Annotated in this window: 26 protein-coding genes and 1 tRNA gene; 12 read left to right on the top strand and 15 right to left on the bottom strand. The window is 61.3% G+C overall.

Annotated features, from left to right (window positions below; all coding sequences use genetic code 11):
* Window positions 1-92: 92 nt before the first annotated feature.
* Window positions 93-168, bottom strand: a tRNA-Arg gene (locus PNAP_RS01300).
* A 201-nt stretch (window positions 169-369) separates the two neighbouring features.
* On the opposite strand from PNAP_RS01300, the gene PNAP_RS01295 reads away from it, so the two are divergent.
* A complete protein-coding gene (locus tag PNAP_RS01295; RefSeq protein WP_011799696.1) occupies window positions 370-1,251 on the top strand; it encodes a c-type cytochrome in 882 nt (293 codons plus the stop codon).
* 104 nt (window positions 1,252-1,355) lie between these two features.
* On the opposite strand, the gene PNAP_RS01290 is transcribed toward PNAP_RS01295, so the two are convergent.
* From PNAP_RS01290 to PNAP_RS01280, 3 genes are read right to left on the bottom strand one after another with little or no spacing between them, the layout of a single operon-like run.
* Window positions 1,356-1,916, bottom strand: a complete 561-nt coding sequence (locus tag PNAP_RS01290) for a DUF2946 family protein (RefSeq protein WP_011799695.1) — start codon at window positions 1,914-1,916, stop codon at window positions 1,356-1,358.
* 57 nt (window positions 1,917-1,973) lie between these two features.
* Window positions 1,974-2,987 carry a YheT family hydrolase gene (locus tag PNAP_RS01285; protein ID WP_041376890.1) on the bottom strand — a complete coding sequence of 338 codons (1,014 nt, stop codon included), beginning with the start codon at window positions 2,985-2,987 and terminating at the stop codon, window positions 1,974-1,976.
* 10 nt (window positions 2,988-2,997) lie between these two features.
* Complete coding sequence (locus PNAP_RS01280) at window positions 2,998-3,444, bottom strand: YybH family protein (protein ID WP_011799693.1); 447 nt, start codon at window positions 3,442-3,444, stop codon at window positions 2,998-3,000.
* A 114-nt stretch (window positions 3,445-3,558) separates the two neighbouring features.
* Here PNAP_RS01280 and PNAP_RS01275 point away from each other — a divergent pair, with 114 nt between their 5' ends.
* From PNAP_RS01275 to PNAP_RS01265, 3 genes are read left to right on the top strand one after another with little or no spacing between them, the layout of a single operon-like run.
* Window positions 3,559-4,158 (top strand): LemA family protein, encoded by a 600-nt coding sequence (locus PNAP_RS01275; RefSeq protein WP_011799692.1) that lies wholly within the window; start codon window positions 3,559-3,561, stop codon window positions 4,156-4,158.
* A 12-nt stretch (window positions 4,159-4,170) separates the two neighbouring features.
* Window positions 4,171-5,103, top strand: a complete 933-nt coding sequence (locus PNAP_RS01270; RefSeq protein ID WP_011799691.1) for a TPM domain-containing protein — start codon at window positions 4,171-4,173, stop codon at window positions 5,101-5,103.
* 8 nt (window positions 5,104-5,111) lie between these two features.
* Window positions 5,112-5,642, top strand: coding sequence for a TPM domain-containing protein (locus PNAP_RS01265; protein ID WP_011799690.1), 531 nt, complete (start codon window positions 5,112-5,114; stop codon window positions 5,640-5,642).
* Window positions 5,643-5,763: 121 nt separating this feature from the next.
* Here the strand turns inward: PNAP_RS01265 and PNAP_RS01260 are convergent, their stop codons facing one another.
* The 9 genes from PNAP_RS01260 to PNAP_RS01220 form a co-directional block, all read right to left on the bottom strand.
* Window positions 5,764-6,180, bottom strand: coding sequence for a F0F1 ATP synthase subunit epsilon (locus PNAP_RS01260; RefSeq protein ID WP_011799689.1), 417 nt, complete (start codon window positions 6,178-6,180; stop codon window positions 5,764-5,766).
* An 81-nt stretch (window positions 6,181-6,261) separates the two neighbouring features.
* On the bottom strand, window positions 6,262-7,686 hold the full coding sequence (atpD, locus tag PNAP_RS01255; RefSeq protein WP_011799688.1) for a F0F1 ATP synthase subunit beta: 1,425 nt from the start codon (window positions 7,684-7,686) through the stop codon (window positions 6,262-6,264).
* Between the two features lie 39 nt (window positions 7,687-7,725).
* Window positions 7,726-8,592 (bottom strand): F0F1 ATP synthase subunit gamma, encoded by an 867-nt coding sequence (gene atpG / locus PNAP_RS01250; RefSeq protein WP_011799687.1) that lies wholly within the window; start codon window positions 8,590-8,592, stop codon window positions 7,726-7,728.
* Between the two features lie 55 nt (window positions 8,593-8,647).
* Window positions 8,648-10,201 carry a F0F1 ATP synthase subunit alpha gene (atpA, locus tag PNAP_RS01245; protein ID WP_011799686.1) on the bottom strand — a complete coding sequence of 518 codons (1,554 nt, stop codon included), beginning with the start codon at window positions 10,199-10,201 and terminating at the stop codon, window positions 8,648-8,650.
* A 59-nt stretch (window positions 10,202-10,260) separates the two neighbouring features.
* Window positions 10,261-10,800, bottom strand: a complete 540-nt coding sequence (locus PNAP_RS01240; protein WP_011799685.1) for a F0F1 ATP synthase subunit delta — start codon at window positions 10,798-10,800, stop codon at window positions 10,261-10,263.
* A gap of 21 nt (window positions 10,801-10,821) precedes the next feature.
* Window positions 10,822-11,292 (bottom strand): F0F1 ATP synthase subunit B, encoded by a 471-nt coding sequence (locus PNAP_RS01235; RefSeq protein WP_011799684.1) that lies wholly within the window; start codon window positions 11,290-11,292, stop codon window positions 10,822-10,824.
* A 40-nt stretch (window positions 11,293-11,332) separates the two neighbouring features.
* The gene (gene atpE / locus PNAP_RS01230; RefSeq protein ID WP_011799683.1) at window positions 11,333-11,581 is read right to left on the bottom strand and encodes a F0F1 ATP synthase subunit C; all 249 of its coding nucleotides are present in this window, start codon (window positions 11,579-11,581) and stop codon (window positions 11,333-11,335) included.
* A 73-nt stretch (window positions 11,582-11,654) separates the two neighbouring features.
* Window positions 11,655-12,548: a F0F1 ATP synthase subunit A gene (gene atpB, locus PNAP_RS01225; protein WP_011799682.1), complete on the bottom strand. Its 894-nt coding sequence runs from the start codon at window positions 12,546-12,548 to the stop codon at window positions 11,655-11,657.
* A 20-nt stretch (window positions 12,549-12,568) separates the two neighbouring features.
* The gene (locus PNAP_RS01220; RefSeq protein ID WP_011799681.1) at window positions 12,569-13,120 is read right to left on the bottom strand and encodes an ATP synthase subunit I; all 552 of its coding nucleotides are present in this window, start codon (window positions 13,118-13,120) and stop codon (window positions 12,569-12,571) included.
* A gap of 260 nt (window positions 13,121-13,380) precedes the next feature.
* Between PNAP_RS01220 and PNAP_RS01215 the strand changes: the two genes are divergently transcribed.
* From PNAP_RS01215 to lipA, 7 genes are all read left to right on the top strand, one after another.
* The gene (locus PNAP_RS01215) at window positions 13,381-13,824 is read left to right on the top strand and encodes a CopD family protein (protein WP_011799680.1); all 444 of its coding nucleotides are present in this window, start codon (window positions 13,381-13,383) and stop codon (window positions 13,822-13,824) included.
* A 109-nt stretch (window positions 13,825-13,933) separates the two neighbouring features.
* Entirely contained in the window at window positions 13,934-14,830 is an 897-nt protein-coding gene (locus PNAP_RS01210; protein WP_041376444.1) for a D-amino acid aminotransferase, read from the top strand.
* Window positions 14,831-14,832: 2 nt separating this feature from the next.
* On the top strand, window positions 14,833-15,144 hold the full coding sequence (locus PNAP_RS01205; RefSeq protein WP_011799678.1) for a YbeD family protein: 312 nt from the start codon (window positions 14,833-14,835) through the stop codon (window positions 15,142-15,144).
* A 73-nt stretch (window positions 15,145-15,217) separates the two neighbouring features.
* Window positions 15,218-15,979 (top strand): YecA/YgfB family protein, encoded by a 762-nt coding sequence (locus PNAP_RS01200; RefSeq protein WP_011799677.1) that lies wholly within the window; start codon window positions 15,218-15,220, stop codon window positions 15,977-15,979.
* 3 nt (window positions 15,980-15,982) lie between these two features.
* A complete protein-coding gene (locus tag PNAP_RS28125) occupies window positions 15,983-16,105 on the top strand; it encodes a hypothetical protein (RefSeq protein ID WP_269667323.1) in 123 nt (40 codons plus the stop codon).
* A gap of 7 nt (window positions 16,106-16,112) precedes the next feature.
* Entirely contained in the window at window positions 16,113-16,787 is a 675-nt protein-coding gene (gene lipB, locus PNAP_RS01195; protein ID WP_011799676.1) for a lipoyl(octanoyl) transferase LipB, read from the top strand.
* Between the two features lie 39 nt (window positions 16,788-16,826).
* Window positions 16,827-17,825 carry a lipoyl synthase gene (gene lipA, locus PNAP_RS01190; protein ID WP_011799675.1) on the top strand — a complete coding sequence of 333 codons (999 nt, stop codon included), beginning with the start codon at window positions 16,827-16,829 and terminating at the stop codon, window positions 17,823-17,825.
* Between the two features lie 33 nt (window positions 17,826-17,858).
* On the opposite strand, the gene PNAP_RS01185 is transcribed toward lipA, so the two are convergent.
* Window positions 17,859-18,047 (bottom strand): hypothetical protein, encoded by a 189-nt coding sequence (locus PNAP_RS01185; RefSeq protein ID WP_011799674.1) that lies wholly within the window; start codon window positions 18,045-18,047, stop codon window positions 17,859-17,861.
* A gap of 255 nt (window positions 18,048-18,302) precedes the next feature.
* Here PNAP_RS01185 and PNAP_RS01180 point away from each other — a divergent pair, with 255 nt between their 5' ends.
* Window positions 18,303-19,145 (top strand): DMT family transporter, encoded by an 843-nt coding sequence (locus PNAP_RS01180; protein ID WP_011799673.1) that lies wholly within the window; start codon window positions 18,303-18,305, stop codon window positions 19,143-19,145.
* A 123-nt stretch (window positions 19,146-19,268) separates the two neighbouring features.
* Here PNAP_RS01180 and ptsP read toward each other — a convergent pair whose 3' ends face one another.
* Window positions 19,269-21,044 (bottom strand): phosphoenolpyruvate--protein phosphotransferase, encoded by a 1,776-nt coding sequence (gene ptsP, locus PNAP_RS01175; RefSeq protein WP_011799672.1) that lies wholly within the window; start codon window positions 21,042-21,044, stop codon window positions 19,269-19,271.
* Between the last annotated feature and the right edge of the window lie 79 nt (window positions 21,045-21,123).

Here is a 21,123-nt window from a genome sequence, read left to right as displayed (position 1 = left end):
CATGTCGGGTTGAAACTTGCGTCAAAGTTTCAGAGGGTGCGAATGACGGATCATGCACCGTCAAAGACGGAAAACCCGTGGCAATGCATGAATGGTGCGGCTGGCGGGGATCGAACCCACGACCCTTGGCTTCGGAGGCCAATACTCTATCCACTGAGCTACAGCCGCAACGCTGAACAACGACTTGCGCCAAAGTCCGGGACGTGGACTTTGATGCAATTGAGCGGCTGGAACAACCCATACCGCGCATCAATCCCGGATTCTATCAGCCAGTCCGGCCTGATCAGAATTTTCAAGGCCCCCGCTATAATGCGCCGATGCTGAAGCAGCCCGCAACAGTCCCCCGATGTTCAGTTTTTTGAGGACGCAATGAGCGCAAACGATCACACCACGGCCCACGCAGAAGCCCACACGGGCCCGATTAAAACCCCCAAACAACTGCTGGCGGCTGTTTTTTTCTCTTTCGTTGTTCCTGTTTTTGCAATTATCGGGCTGGTTTATTACGTCGCCTCGGCCGATAAACCGCTGGCCGGCGCTGATGACGCAGAACGGGCTGTGGCCGAGCGTATCCAGAAAGTTGGCATGGTTGAAATCCGCGATGCCAACCGCCCCCTGAGGACAGGCGAAGAAGTCTATAAAGGCCAGTGCATTGCTTGCCACGGCACAGGCGCGGCAGGCTCTCCCAAGTTCGGCGATGCGGCAGCCTGGGCGCCCCGTATCTCCACCGGCTATGACGCACTGCTGCATTCCGCGCTCAAGGGCAAGGGCGCCATGGCTGCGCAGAGCGGCGGAGACTTTCAGGATATCGAAATCGGCCGCGCCGTGGTGTACATGACCACAGCCGCAGGCGGCAAGTTTGCCGAACCTGCCGTGCCTGCCGCCGGCGCGGCTGATGCGCCAGCGGCTGATGCTGCGGCCGCCACGCCAGCAGCAGCTCCGGTTACCGCAGTTGCAGCGACACCTGCCGCAGCGACCGCGCCGGCAGCAACTGCCAAGGTTGCCGCAACCGACACAGGCGCTGGCGAGGCGCTGTACAAACAGGCTTGCTTCGCCTGCCACGGCGCAGGCGTGGCCGGTGCGCCCAAGTTTGGCGACAAGGCCGCCTGGGCTCCGCGCATCCAGACCGGCGTTGACGCGTTGACAGCCAGCGCCATCAAAGGCAAGGGCGCCATGCCGCCCAAGGGGGGCTCTGCCGCCTCTGACGCAGACATCCACTTGGCCGTTGTTTACATGGTGAGCGCGGTCAAATAAGGCTCGGCAACCGCCTTTCCAGAAAAAGCCGGTCAATGACCGGCTTTTTTTCATGAAAATTCAATAAAAACAGGAGATTGCGCAAGCAGCACGGGCATAGCAGGCTATGTATTTTGTAGCGCTCTGGGAGTGCGCACATAGCCAAAACGGGCGGGCAAGTCAGCAGCCGGGAACTCTTGCGGAACCCACAAACCCTGCTCGACAGCATCGGCTGCATACATCATGTCCTGCGTGTGCACCAGGCCAAAGCCCAGATCGGTTTCAAGGTAAAGCCGGCCGTCTTCGTCCAGCACGCAGCGCTGGACGCGTGCCGGCTGGCCGGTGTGCGCCGTGACCGAAAAACCGGCTGCCGCATGGACCCGCCAGATGAAGGGCGTGGCTTCAAGCTCGACATACACGCGCTGCGGCCCGTTCTGGAAAAACCAGCGTCCGCTGGCATCGCTCTCGTAATTGCGCTGGATGAAGTCGATCAGCTTGTCGTGCTTCAGCAGCGAGCCCTTGCTGGCCGCGTGGCGGTCGGCATCGCCCACCAGCGCAAAAGGCCCTGCGGATTGCGCCCGGTCGTCGCGCATGTACCAGTTGCCGCGCGCATCCAGCCCGAGCCAGCCATAGCAGTCGGGAACGTTGGGCCACTTGGCAATCGCTTGTTTAACAATGTCATCCATGGCGCTTATTTTGCACTGCCTTGACTGGCGCAGCGATGGCGGGGGTCATGCAACGGACTAAAGCTGCGCCGCCAGAAAGCCCGCCACCGCTTCAGGCATGGCGCGCACATGCGCCGGAAAATTCGATGCGGGAAAGCCGACATGGCCGCCCTGCGCCGGCTGCCACAAGGTGACCCAGGGGCTGACATCGGCAGACTGCGGCAGGCTTGCTGCGGGAATGAAGGGATCGTTCAAGGCGTTCAGTGCGAGCGCAGGCACGGCAATCCGGCCCAGATGAGGTTTGGCCGACGCGCGCGACCAGTAATCGTCAACGCCCTTGAACCCGTGCACCGGCCCGGTAAAGACATTGTCGAACGCATGCAGGTCGCGTGCCGCCAGCAAGGTGTCGCGGTCGAACAGGCCGGGATGCTGCGCCAGTTTTTGCAGCGCCTTGGGCACCATGGATTTGAGGAACATGCGGGTGTACACCTGACGGTTGAAGCCCTGGCCGATGGCCTGGCCGCTGGCCGTCAGATCAAGCGGCGCGCAGACCGCCGCCACCGCCGTCACCACCTGCCCGGCCTGCGTGCCCATCTCGCCGGCCCAGCGCATCAGCGCATTGCCACCCAGGGAGATTCCGACGGCCACGACCGGCCCCTGGTTCAGGCCGGCAAAACGCCTGAGCATCCAGTCGATTTCAGCAAAATCGCCCGAGTGGTAGGCACGCGGCGCCAGGTTGGGCTCGCCGGAACAGCCGCGAAAGTGCGGCACGGCGCAGGCCCAGCCCCGGCTGCCGGCGACGTCGGCAAAGGCCTGGGCATAGTGGCTGGACGACGAGCCTTCAAGTCCGTGAAACAGCACCAGCAGAGGCACCCCCACGCTTGGCGCTTCACGAACTGCCCCGCGCTCGGCCAGGCCTGCGCTTTCAAACCGTGGCATCAGCCAGTCCACATCGACAAAGTCGTCATCCGGCGTACTCCAGCGTTCGCGGCGAAACACGGGCGGCGGCCCCATGAAGCGGCGCGCGCGCAGGGCGGCCCAGATGGTCTGCGTATTGCCATCGGGTAACCACCAGGGGGCGCCGTAATTCATGGCCATTTTGTCAGTGCAGGGTGAAGGGAGTTTGCGACGCTTCCTGCAACTCGGGCAGGGTTCCAGGGCTGGCGTGATGCGCCACCATGCGCCAGCCTTGCGCCGTCAGGTGGTACACATTGGTGGCGACGACATAGGCATGGCGCGGCCCGTCTTCGGTCAGCACTTCGATGCGCTCCAGCAAGCTGTGCATGCTGGCGCCCAGCGACTGCAGCCTGCGCACCTTGAGCGGCTGCGCACGAATGGCGCCGTTGGCGAACATGGTGTCAAACGCGCCGCGTATGGCGGCGAGGCCGAGCAGCCGGGCACCGCCGGGATGCACGCACACGATATCGTCTTCATCGCTCCAGCAGGCCATGAGTTTTTCGATATCGCCGCTTTGCAGCGCATCGTAAAACGCCGCTTCGGTCGCATCGGCGTTTTCGGGGCTGCCAGGCGGCGCTTGAGGTTTTCGCATGATGCCAATCGGATTGGGTCGGTATCGGTTTAATCGGGATTGCGCGTGCGTCAAATCAGGTTCGATCACATGCGACTATGGTAGTGTTAAGGCTTGAATTTTGGAGGCTTTTACATGGCATCGAGCTTATTACGCTTATCTTTCATCGCCCTGCTGGGTCTACTCCTTTCGGGCTGCGGCTACAACCAGTTCCAGAGCCTGGACGAGCAGACCAAATCGGCTTGGTCCGAGGTGCTGAACCAGTACCAGCGCCGCGCCGACCTGGTGCCCAATATCGTGGCCACGGTCAAGGGCGAAGCCGCTTTCGAGCAGGACACGCTGACGAAGGTGATTGAAGCGCGCGCCAAGGCCACCTCGATCCAGGTCACGCCCGAAACCCTGAACGACCCGGCGGCCTTCAGCAAATTCCAGGCCGCGCAGGGCGAACTGGGCAGCGCCCTGAGCCGCCTGATGGTGGTCAGCGAACGCTACCCGGACCTGAAGGCGAACCAGGCTTTCCGCGATTTGCGGGTGCAACTCGAAGGCACCGAAAACCGCATCACCGTGGCGCGCAACCGCTACATCCAGACGGTGCAGGAGTACAACGTGCTGGCGCGCAGCTTTCCAAACAACCTGACCGCAATGATTTTTGGCTACAAGGTCAAGCCCAACTTCGCGGTCGCCAACGAAGCGCAGATTTCCGTGCCGCCGGTGGTTGATTTCAACAAGAAATAAGCCGCGCAGCCGATGACTTTGCGTATCTTCTTGCAGGCACTGTTACTGGCGGTATGGCTACCCTTGGCCAGCGTCGCGGCCTGGGCGCAAGGCGTTCAGCCCGTCCCGCCGCTGACCGCGCATGTGATGGACAGCACCGGCACGCTGACGGCGGCGCAAAAGGCCGCGCTGGAAGCCAGGCTGACGGCCTTCGAGCAGTCGCGCGGCGCCCAGGTGGTCGTGCTGATGGTGCCGACCACCCAACCCGAGGACATTGCCGCGTATGCGCAGCGCATCGGCGACAGCTGGAAAATCGGCCGCAAGAGCATTGGCGACGGCCTGCTGCTGGTGGTGGCCAAGAACGACCGCGCCGTTCGCATTGAAACCACCAAGGCGCTCGAAGGCGCCATTCCCGACCTGGCGGCAAGCCAGATCATAGAGACCGCGATCACGCCGCGCTTCAAGCAGGGCGACTTTGCCGGCGGACTGGACGCCGGCGCCAGCCAGATCATGGCGCGCATCACCGGCGAAAACCTGCCGGCGCCGCAGCAGGGACAAACCCATCGCGGCAGCGGCGGCGGATTCGACTGGACGACGCTGGCGGTGTTCCTGTTTTTTGCCGTGCCCATCGGCGGCCGGGTGCTGTCAAGTGTGCTGGGCCGCAAGCTGGGCTCGGTGGCAACTGGCGGCGCGGTGGGCGTGCTGGCCTGGGTGTTCACCAGCAGCCTGGTCATCGGCGCCATTGCCGCAGTGGTCGGCATGGTGTTCGCGCTGATCTCCGGCATCAGCGGCTTGGGCGGCATGGGCCGTGGCGGTCGCTCGTCAGGCTGGGGCGGCCCCGGAGGCTTCGGCGGTGGTGGTTTTGGTGGCGGCAGTTTTGGTGGCAGTCGTGGCGGCGGCGGGGGTGGCTTCAGCAGCGGCGGCGGCGGCAATTTCGGTGGCGGCGGCGCATCGGGCAACTGGTAAGCATTTTGATGAACAAGCTCACACTCCTGCTCAAGCACCTGTGGCTGGACGCAGCCGACAGCCGGCGCGCCATTCCCTCCGACCTAGCGCATCGCCTGGCCGAGCGGGTCGCGGCCAGCGAGCAGCGCCACAGCGGGCAGATCCGCATCTGCGTCGAGGCTGCACTGCCTGCCAGTTATTTATGGCGGATGGACGATAAAAATACCCTGGGCGACCTGATCCGGCAGCGGGCCGTCATGATGTTCAGCAAGCTGCGCGTCTGGGACACCGAACACAACAACGGCGTGCTGATCTACGTGCTGCTGGCCGAACACGCGATTGAAATCGTCGCCGACCGGGGGCTGATGCGCCATGTGGACGCGACACATTGGCAGTCCGTGGTGGCGCACATGGCCAGCGCCTTTCGGGAAAAACGCTATGAAGACGGGCTGACGCAGGCGCTGGAAGAAGCCTCGACGCTGCTGGTGGCGCATTTTGCGCGGACGGATGCGTCAGCCAGGCACCCCAACGAACTGCCCGACACGCCGCTGCTGCAGTAATCCCGCCAGCCATCACGAACAGGCATAAAAAAAGCCCTTGACTTGCGGCAAGGGCTCGGGATTGCAGATATCCGTTGCCGGATGCCTGCAGTTGCAGACCGAAGTCTGCGCTTGTTGGTTTTTATTTTTTCTGGCGGTATTTGCGCAGCGCTGCAATCTGGGCGGCCATGACGGCCAACTCGGACTGCGCCATGGCGATATCGATATCGTTCTTGGCGTTTTTCAGGGCTTCTTCGGCCAGGGCCTTGGCGGCGGTAGCCTTGGCTTCGTCCAGATCCTTGCCGCGAATGGCAGTATCGCTCAGGACAGTCACGCAGTTCGGCTGCACTTCCAGCAGGCCGCCGGCAACAAACACAAACTCTTCCGTGCCATCCGCTTTTTCAATACGCACGGCGCCCGGCCGGATGCGGGTGATCAGCGGCGTGTGGCGTGGGTAAATACCCAGTTCGCCCGCTTCGCCTGGCAAAGCCACAAACCGGGCCTCGCCGGAGAAGATGGACTCTTCTGCGCTGACGACATCGACGTGGATGGTATTCATACGTACTCCAATTTAAAAGATGTGAAGAAAGTTGGCGCCCGGACCAAGCCGGCACGCGGCTGGCCCAAACGCCGGCTTTACTTACATCTTCTTGGCTTTTTCGAAGGCTTCGTCAATGGTGCCGACCATGTAGAAGGCCTGCTCCGGCAAGTGGTCGCACTCGCCGGCCACAATCATCTTGAAGCCGCGAATGGTTTCGGCCAGGCTGACGTACTTGCCGGGCGAGCCGGTGAACACTTCAGCAACGTGGAACGGCTGCGACAGGAAACGCTGGATTTTACGGGCGCGGGCCACGGCCAGCTTGTCTTCAGGCGCCAGTTCGTCCATGCCCAGAATCGCGATAATGTCGCGCAATTCCTTGTAGCGCTGCAGCGTTCCCTGCACCGCACGGGCGGTGTTGTAGTGGTCTTCACCGACGACCGCCGGTGACAGCTGGCGGCTGGTCGAGTCCAGCGGATCGACCGCAGGATAAATACCCAGCGAAGCGATGTCACGGCTCAGCACCACGGTGGAATCCAGGTGGGCAAAGGTGGTGGCAGGCGATGGATCGGTCAAGTCATCGGCAGGAACGTAAACGGCCTGGATGGAGGTGATCGAACCGACCTTGGTCGAAGTGATGCGCTCTTGCAGGCGGCCCATTTCTTCGGCCAGCGTTGGCTGGTAGCCTACGGCGGAAGGCATGCGGCCCAGCAGTGCGGACACTTCGGTGCCGGCCAGCGTGTAGCGGTAGATGTTGTCCACGAAGAACAGCACGTCGCGGCCTTCGTCACGGAAGGACTCGGCAATCGTCAGGCCGGTCAACGCCACGCGCAGACGGTTTCCTGGGGGCTCGTTCATCTGGCCATAGACCATGGCGACTTTGGAGTCTTCGAGCTTGTCGAGGTTCACGACGCCGGAATCGGCCATCTCGTGATAGAAGTCATTGCCTTCGCGGGTACGCTCACCGACGCCGGCAAACACGGACAGGCCCGAGTGCGCCTTGGCGATGTTGTTGATCAGCTCCATCATGTTCACGGTCTTGCCGACACCGGCGCCGCCGAACAGGCCAACCTTGCCGCCCTTGGCGAACGGGCATACCAAGTCAATCACCTTGATGCCGGTTTCGAGCAGCTCTTGCGATGGGCTCAGTTCGTCATAGGCAGGCGCCTTACGGTGAATCGGAGCGGTCAGCGTCTGGTCAACCGGGCCGCGCTCGTCAATCGGCGCACCCAGCACGTCCATGATGCGGCCCAGCGTGGCCTTGCCCACGGGAACGGTAATGTTGGCGCCGGTGTTGTACACGATGTTGCCGCGGCGCAGGCCGTCGGACGTGCCCAAGGCGATCGTACGCACAATGCCGTCACCCAGTTGCTGCTGGACTTCAAGCGTCAGGGAAGAGCCTTCCATCTTGAGCGCGTCATAAATCTTTGGCATCTGGTTACGGGCAAACTCTACGTCCACCACCGCGCCGATACACTGAACAATCTTGCCCTGGATGCTTGTGTCCACTAGAGTCTCTTGAGCCATGACCGAATCCTTTTCGTTCTTTAAATCTTGAATGGCGGCTTAAACCGCTGCGGCACCAGCAACGATTTCCGAAAGTTCTTTCGTGATCGCCGCTTGACGCGTTTTGTTGTAAATCAGCTTGAGTTCGCCAATCACGCTGCCGGCATTGTCGGTAGCGGACTTCATGGCGACCATGCGGGCGGACTGCTCGGAAGCCATGTTCTCGGCCACCGCCTGGAACACCAGTGCCTCGACATAGCGAACCAGCAGCTCGTCAATCACGGTTTGCGCGTCCGGCTCGTAGATGTAGTCCCAGCTATGCTCGGTCTTGTCGGGCTGCATCCGGTCCGCCGTCAAGGGCAACAGTTGCTCCACTACGGATTCCTGCTTCATCGTGTTGATGAAGCGGGTATAGCAGAGGTAAACCGCCTTGATCTTGCCTTCGCTGTACGCGTCGAGCAACACCTTCACGGGGCCGATCAGCTTGTCCAGGTGTGGCTTGTCACCCAACTGGGTGGCATGCGCCGCGACCTTGACACCAATGCGGTTCAGGAATCCCAAACCCTTGTTGCCAATGGCGACCGCCTGCGCATCTTCACCGGCAGCCTGCATGTCCTTAAGCTTGGTCGTCAAGAGACGCAGCACATTGGTATTCAAACCACCGCACAAGCCCTTGTCGGTCGTCACCACGATAAACCCGGTGGTCTTGGCGTCATTGGACTCCATGAACGGATGGGTGTATTCGGGATTCGCCTGACTCAGGTGAGCTGCAATGTTACGAATCTTGTCGCTGTAAGGACGGGCGGCGCGCATCCGTTCCTGCGCCTTGCGCATCTTGGAGGCGGCCACCATTTCCATGGCCTTGGTGATCTTGCGGGTGTTTTCCACCGACTTGATCTTGCCGCGTATTTCCTTGCCTGCTGCCATATGGGCTCCTACTGGGTTCTAGACACTTGCCAAACTTTGATCAAGTCGGCCAAGCTTAGGCAAACGATTTCTTGAACGCAGTGACCGCTGTCGTCAACTCGGCCTCGGCATCCTTGTCCATGGCTTTGTTGGCTTCAAGCTTGGCCATCAAGGGCGCATGCTTGTCCTTCAGCCAAGCGTGCAGACCGCTTTCGAAAGCCAGCACCTTCTTGACATCTACATCATCCATGAAGCCCTTGTTCACTGCGAACAAGGTGGCACCCATGGTGGAGACGGACAAAGGCGAATACTGCGACTGCTTGAGCAACTCCGTGACGCGGGCACCACGGTCCAGCTGCTTGCGGGTGGCTTCGTCCAGGTCGGATGCGAACTGCGCAAAGGCAGCCAGTTCCCGGTACTGGGCCAGGTCGGTACGGATACCGCCGGACAGGTTCTTGATCAGCTTGGTCTGGGCGGCGCCACCGACGCGCGACACCGAGATACCGGCGTTGATCGCAGGACGGATACCGGCGTTGAACAGGCTGGTTTCCAGGAAAATCTGGCCGTCGGTGATCGAGATCACGTTGGTCGGCACGAAAGCTGACACGTCGCCGGCTTGCGTTTCAATGATCGGCAGTGCGGTCAATGAACCTGTCTTGCCTTTCACGGCGCCTTTGGTGAAGTCTTCAACATACTTCTCGTTCACGCGGGCTGCGCGTTCCAGCAGACGGCTGTGGAGATAGAACACGTCGCCAGGGTAGGCTTCGCGGCCTGGCGGACGGCGCAGCAGCAGCGATACCTGACGGTAGGCGACGGCTTGCTTGGACAGGTCGTCATACACAATCAGCGCGTCTTCGCCACGGTCGCGGAAGTATTCGCCCATGGTGCAGCCCGAGTAGGCGCTGACGTATTGCATGGCGGCAGATTCGGAAGCCGAGGCTGCCACCACGATGGTGTAGTCCATGGCACCGGCTTGTTCCAGCGAGCGCACCACGTTCTTGATCGAGGAAGCCTTCTGGCCAATCGCGACATAGACGCATGAAACGCCCTTGCCCTTTTGGTTGATGATGGCGTCAATCGCAACCGCGGTCTTGCCGGTCTGGCGGTCGCCAATGATCAGTTCGCGCTGGCCACGGCCGATAGGCACCATCGAGTCGATGGACTTCAGGCCGGTTTGCAGTGGCTGGTCAACCGATTTACGGGCAATCACGCCTGGCGCGACCTTTTCAATCACGTCGCTCAGCTTGGCGTTGATCGGGCCTTTGCCGTCGATGGGCTGACCCAGTGCATTGACCACGCGGCCAAGCAGTTCAGGACCAATCGGGACTTCCAGAATACGACCCGTGCATTTGACGGTGTCGCCTTCGGCAATGTGTTCGTACTCGCCCAGAATCACGGAGCCGACCGAGTCGCGCTCAAGATTCAGCGCCAGACCATAGGTTGGCGTGCCATCGGCTGTGGCGGGAAATTCAAGCATTTCGCCCTGCATCACATCGGACAGGCCGTGGATGCGGACAATACCGTCGGCCACCGACACCACGGTGCCCTGGTTACGGATGTCGCTGCTTGCGGCGAGGCCTTCGATACGGCTCTTGATCAGTTCAGAAATTTCTGCGGGATTGAGTTGCATGACTCTTTCCTTCTTTCTATGTTATTGGCTAAAAACCCGGGTGACACTTGCGCGTCAGTTCAGGCAATCAGCGCCATTTTCATTTGTTCCAAACGGGCTTTTACCGAAGTATCCAGCACCTCGTCACCCACGACCGCGCGAATTCCGCCAATCAGCGAGGGATCAAGTTCAACCTTGATGCCGAGCTTGCGCCCAAACCGCTTTTCGAGCACTGCTGCGATGTCGTTCAAGGCCTGCTCGTCCATCGGAAAAGCGCTGAAAACGACAGCATCGGTCATACCACCTGCCGCGTTCTTGAGCGAACGGAACTGGCTGGCAATCTCGGGCAGTGCAGACAAACGACCGTTTTCGATCACGAGGCGCAGGAAGTTCCTGGCAGCTTCGGGCAAAGGATCGTTTGCATTGCTGGCCACACCGGCCACCACGTCAAACACCTGATCCACGCTGACCTTCGGACTGTCGGCAAACTGGAGCAACTGGGCATTTCCAGCCACAGCCGCCAGTTTGTCCACCCAAAGGGCAGTTGTGGCCAGATCGGAACCCTGCGCCTTGTACAGCGCATCTGCATAAGGGCGGGCAATGGTTGCAAGTTCAGCCATAGTTGTTCTACCTTGCTTTGCTTACAGCTCGGTCTTCAGGCGGCTCAGCAAATCGGCATGAACCCCGGCATTGACTTCCTTGCGGAGAATCTGCTCGGCGCCCTTGACCGCCAGCAGGGCAACCTGCTCGCGCAACGCCTCGCGGGCCTTGACCGATTGTTGAGCCGCTTCAGCCTGGGCTGCAGCAATGATCTTGTTGGCTTCTTCAACCGCGCGGGCTTTGGCATCTTCAATGATGCCTTGGCCGCGGCGGTCTGCATCTGCCAGACGGGTAGCGGTCTCGGTGCGCGACGTGGCCAACTCTGCTTCCACGCGCTTGTTGGCGCTGGAGAGTTCGGATTTGGCTTTGTCGGCGGCAGCAAGGCCGTCAGCGATTTTCTGTGCCCGCTCGTCCAGCGCTTTTGTGATTGGTGGCCACACGAACTTCATCGTGAACCAGACCAGGATCGCAAAAACGACAGCCTGCAGGAACAGGGTGGAGTTAATGTTCACGGCTTATTCCTTATCGAACGTACCAGGGATTGCCGAAAAATTAACGCAGGACAAACGGATTGGCAAATGCGAACAGCAGGGCAATGGCAACACCGATCAGGAAAGCAGCATCAATCAGGCCGGCCAAAATGAACATTTTGGTTTGCAGGTCGTTCATGAGTTCAGGCTGGCGAGCCGAGGCTTCCAGGAACTTGCCGCCCATCAGGGCGATACCGATAGAGGCGCCGATAGCACCGAGACCGACGATCAAACCACAAGCCAAAGCGACGAGGCCGAGAATGTTTTCCATGATTGCTCCAAAAGATGAGAGGAAAGGTAAAAAGAAAAGGGAAAAGAAAAGCTAACGACGAGAAGAAGAAAGCTTAGTGTGAATCGTGGGCCTGCCCCACGTAAATCAACGTCAACATCATGAAGATGAAGGCTTGCAGCGTGATCACCAGGATGTGGAAGATACTCCACACGGTTCCGGCGACAACATGCCCAAATCCCAGCCAGAACATACCCGTGAGGGGGTTGAACTGCCAGGCCCATGTGCCGCCCATCAGGGCGATCAGCATGAAAACGAGTTCACCGGCAAACATGTTGCCGAACAACCGCATGCCATGGGACATGGTCTTGGCGGCAAATTCAATCATTTGCATCAGGAAGTTGATCGGGTACAAAAACCAGTGGTCGCCGAAAGGCGCGGCAATGAGTTCATGCGCCCAGCCGCCAAGACCCTTGATCTTGATGTTGTAAACCAGGCAGACCAGCAGCACGCTGGAGGACAGGCCCAGCGTGGTTGACACGTCAGCCGTTGGCACGACGCGCATGAAATTATTGAAGCCCAGCGCGGGGCCGGCGTCATGCCAGAGGCTAGGAATCGCATCGACCGGCAGCATGTCCATGGCGTTCATCAGGAAAATCCAGACAAACACGGTCAGCGCCAGAGGCGACACCAGCTTGCGGCTCTTGGCATTGTGAATCACGCCCTTGGCCTGGTTGTCCACCAGTTCAGACAGGATTTCAACCGCCGCCTGGAAGCGGCCGGGCACTCCCGACGTTGCCTTGCTGGCGGCGCGCCACAAAAAGAAGCAGCCAATGACGCCCAGCAAGACCGAATAGAGCAGCGAGTCGAAATTGAACAGGCTGAAGTCAACAATGCTGTGTTGCTCAACATTCTCAAAAGAGAAATTTTTCTGCAAATGATGCAGGTGATGCTGGATGTACTCTCCAGACGTCGGGCCAGTTGTTCCAGCGTGTTCAGCAGCAGCCATAGATCACCAGTTATCAATGTTCAAAAATTATTGATCGACTTCTTGCGCACCGGGCGAAGCCACATGGCCACCCAGTACACCTTCATCGTCACCACAAAACCCGCCAGCAAAGCCAGCCAATTCAACCCTTCAACCAGCCTTGGCGCGGCGAAGAGCATCGCCACCGTCAAGGCAATCTTGACCATTTCCCAGATAAAAAACCCGACCAGCGCCGCATTTCCATGCGTTGCCGATTTTTGACGCGACAGACCCCGGGCAAACAGCGCCGCGGGAATGACCACCGCCAGCGCACCATATCCCGCCGACCAGCCCATTCGCGCCTGGCCCGTCAACACCCAGGCCAGTACAGCCACCAGAATGCCGACTCCGGCCTGCCCCGCCAGCACCACCCACAAAGAAGCGGGAGGATTTAACTCCCGAATTTTTTTGGCTTCTTCGCGCGTCAGGGGCTTGAACCCTTCGTCTTGCGCCTCATCTGTCACTTCTTCACTGCCTGAGCCAGTTGCCACTGCAGCGCTTTTGCGGGCAGAAGCTTTAGCGCCTTCAGGGTACCCAGCCGGTCCATCTGCCATTGTGTACCTCACAAATTACACGAAGGTTACGGGCCTCAACCCCAGCAAAGCCTTTGATTATACGTAGAAACCCCTGCTTTCTGGCAATAGCTTTGTGCCCATTCCGAATGGGGGCCAATTCGTGGGCGTCTGATGATCAAGCTCGGGGGGCATGCCCCACAATCACGCCTCTGGCGTCCATTGACTGCCGCCCTCCTCCCGAGCCATCGAGCCGATTGAAAAGCATGTCGAATTGCGCTCATTCCAATGAAAGACTCACGATGCCCGCCCTGATGAAATTCCTGCATGTTCTTGCCGCAATCGCCTGGCTGGGGGGAATCAGTTTCATGCTGTTTGCGCTGCGCCCCGCTGCGGCTGAACTGCTGGCAGCGCAACGGCTGCCGCTGATTGCGCAAACGCTCAAGCGTTTCTTCAGCCTGGCATGGGCCGCCATCATCGTTTTGCTGCTGACCGGCCTGGCGATGCTGCTGGGCGTGGGCATGAAAAACGCACCTGCCGGCTGGCATGCCATGCTGGGTATTGGCCTGGTGATGTTTGCACTTTTCGGCCATCTTTATTTTGGGCCTTTTCGCCGCCTCCAGCAGGCGGTGAGTGCGGCCAACTGGCCTGAAGGCGGCCGGCGCGTCGGGCAGATTGCCACACTGGCCACGGTCAACCTGGGGCTCGGTGTTCTCGCCATTGCCGCCATATTTTTCATGGCTTGATGCTGTAGCGCCCTTGCAACAGGCGCCTGCGGCCTTATTTCAATCGCCTTGAAAGCATTGCCATGAACCCTGATCAGCTCCCTTTCATTCCCTCATGCAGTCCACATCCATGACCACGTCCGCCGCCAGCGCCCTGCCCGATACGCCCTGCTACCTCAACGGCGACTTCAGCACGCTCAGGGACGCCAAGATCAGCGTGCTCGATCGCGGCTTCATCTTTGGCGATGCCGTCTATGAAGTTGTGCCCGCCTATGCCGGCAAGCTGTTCCGCTTCGAGCAGCACATGGCGCGCCTCGACCGCAGCCTGGCCGAGCTGCGCATCGCCAATCCGCTGACACACGCCCAGTGGCAGGGCATTACTCTTAAATTAATAGCTGACCATGCCCTCTCAACGGGCACGGAGACGCAAAAAGACAATCAACTGATCTATATCCAGGTGACGCGCGGCGTGGCCATGCGCGACCACCCGATGCTGCCCGGCTTGACGCCTACCGTGTTCATCATGGTCAACCCGATGAAACTGCCCAGCGACCAGCAACGCGCGCAAGGCGTGGCCTGCGTCAGCGCCGGCGATTTCCGCTGGGAAAAGGCGCATATCAAGAGCACCAGCCTGCTGGGCGCGGTGTTCTCGCGCCAGATCAGCGTGGACGCCGGCGCGCTGGAAACCGTGATGTTTCGCGGCGACCACCTCAGCGAAGCGGCCGCCAGCAATGTCTGGGTCGTCAAGCACGGCAAGGTGATGGGGCCGCCCAGGGACCACCTGGTGCTCGAAGGCATCCGCTATGGACTGATCGAGGAAATCTGCCGCGCGGCCGGGATTGATTTTGAGTTGTGCCGCATCAGCCGGGCCGAAGTGCTGGCCGCCGACGAGTTGCTGCTGTCGTCGGCCACCAAGGAGATCCTGCCCATCACCCTGCTGGACGGCCAGCCCGTCGGCAACGGCCAGCCCGGCCCGATTTATGCAAAACTGTACGCCGCCTACCAGCAAGCCAAAGAGGAGTCATAGCCATGAGCGCCGACAACGACAACACGCCCCCCAACCCGCCAGAAGCCGAAGCCCGCAAGGACTCGCTGATTGAATACCCGTCGCTGTTCCCCATCAAGGTCATGGGCATCAAGGCCGAGGGTTATGTCCACGCGATCACCCATATCGCCCACCAGTTCGACCCGACCTTTGACGCCGCCACCATCGAGCTGCGCGAAAGCAAGGGCGGCAAGTACCTGGGCGTGACCATCACCGTGACGGCCACCAGCCGCGAGCAGCTCGATGAGCTGTACCGCACGCTGTCCACGCACCCGATGGTCAAGGTCGTGCTGTAGCCACGGCCCGGCGGGCCTCCTGACGAGGCCAGGCGCGTTACGCTATGAGGCTTTCTTTTTTTCCTCTATCCGCATGAACGACTTTTTCGACTACAACCTGCGCCATCCGCTGCCGCAGCAAAGCCCGCGCCTGACCGAAGCGGACCACGACGAGCTGTTCAAGCTGTTTGGCGACGCCAGCCTGCCAGCCGCCACGATGCCGGCCGAGATGGCGGACGGCTACCTGACCGCCTGCGTCGTCGGCCCTGTGCCGGTGCCCGCCCACGAATGGATGGAGGCCATTTTCGGCCAGCCCACGCTGCCGGTTTGCGCCGACCCAGAGCGCCAGCACCGCCTGCTGCAGTTGCTGCTGCAGCGGCACCGGGACATCGCGGTGGCCACGGCGGTGGCACTGCACGACCTCACGCCCGACCAGCTTTTCGTGCCATTGACCAGCGAAGTGGACGCCGGGGAACGCATCACCCCGTACCAGATCGACGAAAACGGAAACCGCCAGGGCGACTGGGATTGCAAGGACTGGGCCGAAGGCTTTCGGCTCGCCATGCTGGACCACCCACAATGGGACGGCCTGACGAACAACCCCAAAAACTTTGACCTGCTTGCGCCGATTGCGTTGTTCGCGGAAGGTTACAACCCCGACCAACCCGAACTGCAGATTGATGAAAAAGCCAATCTGCCGGCCTTGTTGTCCCTGTCCATCTACAACATCCGAAGTTTCTGGAAGCTCCACAAACAAACGCACGCGCCTGCATTGCGCGAAGCCCGCAAGGTGGGGCGCAACGACCCCTGCCCTTGCGGCAGCGGCAAGAAATACAAAAAGTGCTGCGGCGCCTGATCGATGCCGACACTCGACTGGCTCAACCGCGCCCAGGCCTTTACCACCGCTGCCGTTTACCTGGGACGGGTCAAGTGCATCTGCATCGACCCGCCGTACAACACCCAAGAACTGAGGCGGACATAAGGCAGGCATGACCATCGACACACGACAACTCGGCCGGGTGGACTACCTGCCCACCTACCAGGCAATGCAGGACTTCACCGCCGCGCGCAACGAAGCCACGCCGGATGCGCTATGGATTTGCGAGCACCCAGCGGTCTATACGCAAGGGCTGGCGGGCAAAATCGATCACCTGTTGAACCCCGGCGAGATTCCCGTGGTGCAAACCAACCGGGGTGGACAGGTGACGTTTCACGGCCCCGGCCAAGTGGTGGTGTACCCGCTGATCGACCTCAAACGGGCCGGCTACTTCGTCAAGGAATATGTCTATCGCATTGAAGAATCGGTCATCCGCACGCTGGCGCATTTCGGCGTGACCGGCCACCGCGTTGCCGGTTCGCCCGGTATTTACGTGCGCATGGACGACCCGTTCTCGCACGCCGCGCTGAGCGGCCCGGTGCATCCGTCCGACCCGTTCCGGGGCTTGGGCAAGATTGCCGCGCTGGGCATCAAGGTCAGCCGGCACTGCACCTACCACGGCGTGGCACTCAACGTGGCGATGGACCTGGAACCCTTCTCGCGCATCAACCCTTGCGGTTACGCAGGACTCAAGACGACAGACCTTTCTACAATCGGCGTATCGGCCAGTTGGCAGGAAGCAGCAAGCGTGCTGGGCCAAAAGCTCGCCACCTACCTTGCACCCTGAACTGATGCCCCATCCCAACCCATCACACCACTACACACCATGAGTACACCCGAAGTCGTCCGCGAAGTCCAAAGCCTTGAAACCTACAACCCGCTGGCCAAGCAAAAGGCCGCCGCCAAGCTGTCGCGCATTCCCGTCAAGGTCGTGCAGGGCGAAATCCTGAAAAAGCCCGACTGGATTCGCGTCAAGGCCGGCAGCCCGAGCACCCGCTTCTACGAGATCAAGCAGATCCTGCGCGAGAACAAGCTCAACACGGTTTGCGAGGAAGCGAGTTGCCCGAACATCGGCGAATGCTTCGGCAAGGGTACGGCGACCTTCATGATCATGGGCGACAAATGCACCCGCCGCTGCCCGTTTTGCGATGTCGGCCACGGCCGGCCCGACCCGCTGGACGCCGACGAGCCGCTGAACCTGGCGCGCACGATTGCCGCGCTCAAGCTCAAGTACGTGGTGATCACCAGCGTGGACCGCGACGATTTGCGCGACGGCGGCAGCGGCCATTTTGTGGAATGCATCCAGCGCATTCGCGAACTCTCGCCCGGCACGACGATTGAAGTACTGGTGCCCGACTTCCGCGGCCGCGACGACCGCGCGCTGGAAATCCTGAAAACCTCGCCGCCCGACGTGATGAACCACAACCTGGAAACCGCGCCGCGCCTGTACAAGGAAGCGCGTCCCGGCAGCGACTACCAGTTCAGCCTGAACCTGCTGAAGAAGTTCAAGGCGTTGCACCCGGACGTGCCGACCAAGAGCGGCATCATGGTCGGCTTGGGCGAGACCGACGAGGAAATCCTGCAGGTCATGCAGGACATGCGCGACCACGGCATCAACATGCTGACGATTGGCCAGTACCTCGCGCCCTCAACCTCGCATCTGCCCGTGCGCCGCTATGTGCACCCGGACACCTTCAAGATGTTCGAGGAAAAGGCCTACGAGATGGGCTTCAGCCATGCCGCCGTGGGCGCGATGGTGCGCTCAAGCTACCACGCCGACCAGCAGGCGCATGCCGCCGGCGTGTCCGACAAGCCAGCAGAGTGACTGGCCCGGGCCGCTGCCTGACGGGAAGCGGCCTCAATAACGGTAGGGATTGTTCGGGCGGCGGTCGTCGCGGTTGCGTACCCCGTCGCCATCGCGGTCGCCCTGGCCCCGGTGCGGTCCGCCATAGTGGCCTTGGGGCGGGCCGTTGTCATAAGGGACCGGGTAGGCGACACAACCTGTCAGGCTGGTCAGTACCAGCACGATTGCTGCGAGTATTTTCATGAGTTGCTCCTGGTAATCCACAGGGCTTGCCTGCGACAAGACGCTGTTGCCGGCAGCTTCGCAAACTTTTCTGCTACTTCATTTCATCCGAAACACATGCCAGCCGGGTGTCTGCAATACGCATGAATCGTTAAGCTCGCTACGACATGTAAGCTTGGGGCAGTGAGCCTGAGCGCGAATGACGGCCCATTCTGGTTCAAAAATACGGCGTTTCGCGCTGCGTCTGCGCTCAAACCGCCACTATGCTTGCGGCCCATGCCAGCCAATTTATATGCCCTGGGCGCCATCGCGCTGTGGATCACCCTTGCCGCCCTCGGCGTGTCGCTCAGGCACATTCCACCTTTTTTGCTGACCGGCATTGCCCTGCTCATGGGCAGCCTGCTGGCGCTGCCGGCCGTGCTGCAAGACCGCAAGGCCTGGAGCGTTCCCGCCAAAACCCTCGCGCTGGGCGTTTACGGCCTGTTCGGATTTCATTTCCTGCTGTTCATCGCCCTGCGCCATGCACCGCCGGTCGAGGCCAACCTGGTCAACTACCTCTGGCCGCTGTTCATGGTGGTGCTGGCGCCGCTGTTTCTGGCCGGGCTCAAGCTGCGCGCCGTGCATGTGGCTGCGGCGCTGCTGGGATTTGCCGGAGCGGCCATCGCCATCCTGAGCGCCAGCAGCAACGCCACGGGCGCCGTGGGCTGGTCGTGGGGGTTTCTACCGGCGCTGGCGTCGGCCTTCATCTGGGCCAGCTATTCACTGCTGACCCAGCGCGTCAAACCGTTCCCGACGGCGGCCATCGGGCTGTTCGGGCTGGTGTCTGGCCTGCTGTCGCTGCTGTGCCACTGGGCGCTGGAGCCCCAGGCCGTGCTGTCGGCGCGCGACTGGCTGCTGCTGGCCGTGATGGGCTGGGGGCCGCTGGGCACCGCGTTTTTCCTCTGGGACAAGGCTCTCAAGCTCGGCGACGCGCGGCAGATCGGCATCCTGAGCTACATCACGCCGCTGGGCTCCACCGCCCTCCTGATGCTGGTGAGCGGCCGCCCCTTGAGCTGGAGCATTGGCCTAGCGGCCGTGATGATCATTGGCGCGGCGGTGCTGGGTACACGGGTGAAATGACAAGGGCAAGGCCCGGGGCGCGCAATTTTCAAGCTTTTCAGGGCCTTTGCGCTTATCCAGCATGGACTAGCAGCTACTTTTTTGATAGCAACCGGCGACCCTGAATGTGCCGCCGCGCCGCGTCTAAAGCAAGGCCGCCGGATTTTCGCTTTGCAGCACTTCCTGCGCCCACAGCTTGAGCTTTCCGGTATCCGCGCGCAGGATTTGCTGCTTGACGGCCAGAATCTGCGACGGATGCATTGAAAAGCTGCGCAGCCCCAGCCCGAGCAGCAGCCGCGTCATGCTGACGTCTCCGGCCATCTCGCCGCAGACGCTGACGCCCTTTTTCTGCGCATTGCATTCGGCAATCGTGTCGGCGATCAGGCGCAGCACCGCCGGATGGCAGGGGTCGTACAGGTGCGCGACCGACTCGTCCGAGCGGTCGATGGCCAGCGTGTACTGCGTCAGGTCGTTGGTGCCGATGGACAGAAAATCAAAATACTTGAGGAACACCGGCACCGTCAGCGCCGCCGCCGGAACCTCGATCATGGCGCCCAGGCGCACCGGGCCATAGACAAAGCCACGGGCATCGAGTTGCGCGCGCGCCTGGTTGATCAGGTCCAGCGTCTGGCGGATTTCGCTGGCGTGGGCCAGCATGGGCACCAGCAGGTTGACCTGGCCATGGGCTGCGGCGCGCAGGATGGCGCGCAGCTGCGTCAGGAACATCGGCGGATCGGCCAGGCTCCAGCGAATGGCGCGCAAGCCCAGCGCCGGGTTCAGATGCCCATCCTGCGCCTTGGCGGTGGGCCGGTCCAGCGGCTTGTCCGAGCCGATATCGACGGTGCGGATGGTCACCGGCATGCCCTGCATGCCTTCGATGGCCTTGCGGTAGGCCAGGTACTGCTCGTTCTCGTCGGGCAGCTTGCCGGCCCGTCCCATGAACAGGAATTCGCTGCGAAACAGCCCCACGCCCACGGCCCCGGCCTCGACCGCGCCCAGCGTGTCGTCGGGCATTTCGATGTTGGCCAGCAGCTCGATGCGCTGCCTGTCCATCGTCAGCGCCGGGGTGTGGCGCAGGCGGTTCAGCCGCAGGCGCTCCAGCTCGCCCTGGCGCTGCTTGAAACCGTATTCGGCCAGGATGATGGGCGACGGATCGACGATCAGCACGCCGGCATCGCCGTCGATGATGACCCAGTCATCCTGCTTGATCAGCTGGCTGGCGCTGCGCGCACCGACCACCGCCGGAATGTCCATGCTGCGCGCCACGATGGCCGTGTGCGAGGTCTTGCCGCCCACGTCGGTGGCAAAGCCGGCAAACAGGCTCTGCTTGAACTGCAGCATGTCGGCCGGCGAAATATCGTGCGCCACCAGCACCAGCGGCACATCCAGGGTGTCGTCGAGCAGCAGATCCTGCTGCGACTGCTTGCGGCTGCTGCCGGCCCGCACCGCGCCTTGCCGGGCCGCCTGTAGCGGTGAGGCGGCGCCCTTCATGTGGCACAGCACGCGCTCGACGACCTGCTCCAGGTCGGCCTTGCGCTCGCGCAGGTAGGGGTCTTCCATTTCGTCAAACTGGCGGGCAATGAGTTCGTACTGCGTCGTCAGCGCCCATTCGGCGTTGTAGTAGCGCTCGGTGATCCAGTGCTTCACGCCGCCGATGAGCATTTCGTCCTGCAGCAGCATCAGGTGAACGTCCAGCAAGGCCGCGATTTCGTGCGGCGCGTCCCTGGGCAGGTCATGCTGCAGCCGCGTGATTTCCTCCATGACCGCATTGCGCGACAGCCTGACGCGCGCAATCTCGTCATCGGTGGTGGCGGGATCGACAAAATAATGGCTGACATCAGCCCGGCTGGAGGCCACCAGCACCGCCCGGCCAATGGCAACGCCGCGCGAGACCGCCAGACCGTGGACCGAGAACGTCATTTAGTTATCCCAAGAAAGAACCGGCCAGCACAACAGCACGCGAAGCGAGAAGCGTGGTGGCGATGGAAGTGAGCACAGC

This window comes from Polaromonas naphthalenivorans CJ2, from assembly GCF_000015505.1.
In the GTDB taxonomy this organism is placed as follows: Bacteria; Pseudomonadota; Gammaproteobacteria; order Burkholderiales; family Burkholderiaceae_C; genus Polaromonas; species Polaromonas naphthalenivorans.
The sequence above is the reverse complement of the archived record's forward strand: the minus strand, read 5'-3'. Positions and strand labels throughout refer to the sequence as shown.

Bases quoted from the DNA above. Each gene is read 5' to 3' on its own strand.
- PNAP_RS01295 (WP_011799696.1), top strand. From the start codon at position 370: ATGAGCGCAAACGATCACACCACGGCCCACGCAGAAGCCCACACGGGC.
- PNAP_RS01200 (WP_011799677.1), top strand. From the start codon at position 15,218: ATGAACGACTTTTTCGACTACAACCTGCGCCATCCGCTGCCGCAGCAA.
- PNAP_RS01185 (WP_011799674.1), bottom strand. From the start codon at position 18,047: ATGAAAATACTCGCAGCAATCGTGCTGGTACTGACCAGCCTGACAGGT.
- atpB (WP_011799682.1), bottom strand. From the start codon at position 12,548: ATGGCTGCTGCTGAACACGCTGGAACAACTGGCCCGACGTCTGGAGAG.
- PNAP_RS01180 (WP_011799673.1), top strand. From the start codon at position 18,303: ATGCCAGCCAATTTATATGCCCTGGGCGCCATCGCGCTGTGGATCACC.
- PNAP_RS01275 (WP_011799692.1), top strand. From the start codon at position 3,559: ATGGCATCGAGCTTATTACGCTTATCTTTCATCGCCCTGCTGGGTCTA.
- ptsP (WP_011799672.1), bottom strand. From the start codon at position 21,044: ATGACGTTCTCGGTCCACGGTCTGGCGGTCTCGCGCGGCGTTGCCATT.
- PNAP_RS01240 (WP_011799685.1), bottom strand. From the start codon at position 10,800: ATGGCTGAACTTGCAACCATTGCCCGCCCTTATGCAGATGCGCTGTAC.
- atpA (WP_011799686.1), bottom strand. From the start codon at position 10,201: ATGCAACTCAATCCCGCAGAAATTTCTGAACTGATCAAGAGCCGTATC.
- atpE (WP_011799683.1), bottom strand. From the start codon at position 11,581: ATGGAAAACATTCTCGGCCTCGTCGCTTTGGCTTGTGGTTTGATCGTC.
- PNAP_RS01260 (WP_011799689.1), bottom strand. From the start codon at position 6,180: ATGAATACCATCCACGTCGATGTCGTCAGCGCAGAAGAGTCCATCTTC.
- PNAP_RS01205 (WP_011799678.1), top strand. From the start codon at position 14,833: ATGAGCGCCGACAACGACAACACGCCCCCCAACCCGCCAGAAGCCGAA.
- PNAP_RS01220 (WP_011799681.1), bottom strand. From the start codon at position 13,120: ATGGCAGATGGACCGGCTGGGTACCCTGAAGGCGCTAAAGCTTCTGCC.
- PNAP_RS01215 (WP_011799680.1), top strand. From the start codon at position 13,381: ATGCCCGCCCTGATGAAATTCCTGCATGTTCTTGCCGCAATCGCCTGG.
- PNAP_RS01285 (WP_041376890.1), bottom strand. From the start codon at position 2,987: ATGAATTACGGCGCCCCCTGGTGGTTACCCGATGGCAATACGCAGACC.
- PNAP_RS01270 (WP_011799691.1), top strand. From the start codon at position 4,171: ATGACTTTGCGTATCTTCTTGCAGGCACTGTTACTGGCGGTATGGCTA.
- atpD (WP_011799688.1), bottom strand. From the start codon at position 7,686: ATGGCTCAAGAGACTCTAGTGGACACAAGCATCCAGGGCAAGATTGTT.
- PNAP_RS28125 (WP_269667323.1), top strand. From the start codon at position 15,983: ATGCCGACACTCGACTGGCTCAACCGCGCCCAGGCCTTTACCACCGCT.
- PNAP_RS01210 (WP_041376444.1), top strand. From the start codon at position 13,934: ATGACCACGTCCGCCGCCAGCGCCCTGCCCGATACGCCCTGCTACCTC.
- PNAP_RS01280 (WP_011799693.1), bottom strand. From the start codon at position 3,444: ATGCGAAAACCTCAAGCGCCGCCTGGCAGCCCCGAAAACGCCGATGCG.
- lipA (WP_011799675.1), top strand. From the start codon at position 16,827: ATGAGTACACCCGAAGTCGTCCGCGAAGTCCAAAGCCTTGAAACCTAC.
- PNAP_RS01290 (WP_011799695.1), bottom strand. From the start codon at position 1,916: ATGGATGACATTGTTAAACAAGCGATTGCCAAGTGGCCCAACGTTCCC.
- PNAP_RS01265 (WP_011799690.1), top strand. From the start codon at position 5,112: ATGAACAAGCTCACACTCCTGCTCAAGCACCTGTGGCTGGACGCAGCC.
- lipB (WP_011799676.1), top strand. From the start codon at position 16,113: ATGACCATCGACACACGACAACTCGGCCGGGTGGACTACCTGCCCACC.
- atpG (WP_011799687.1), bottom strand. From the start codon at position 8,592: ATGGCAGCAGGCAAGGAAATACGCGGCAAGATCAAGTCGGTGGAAAAC.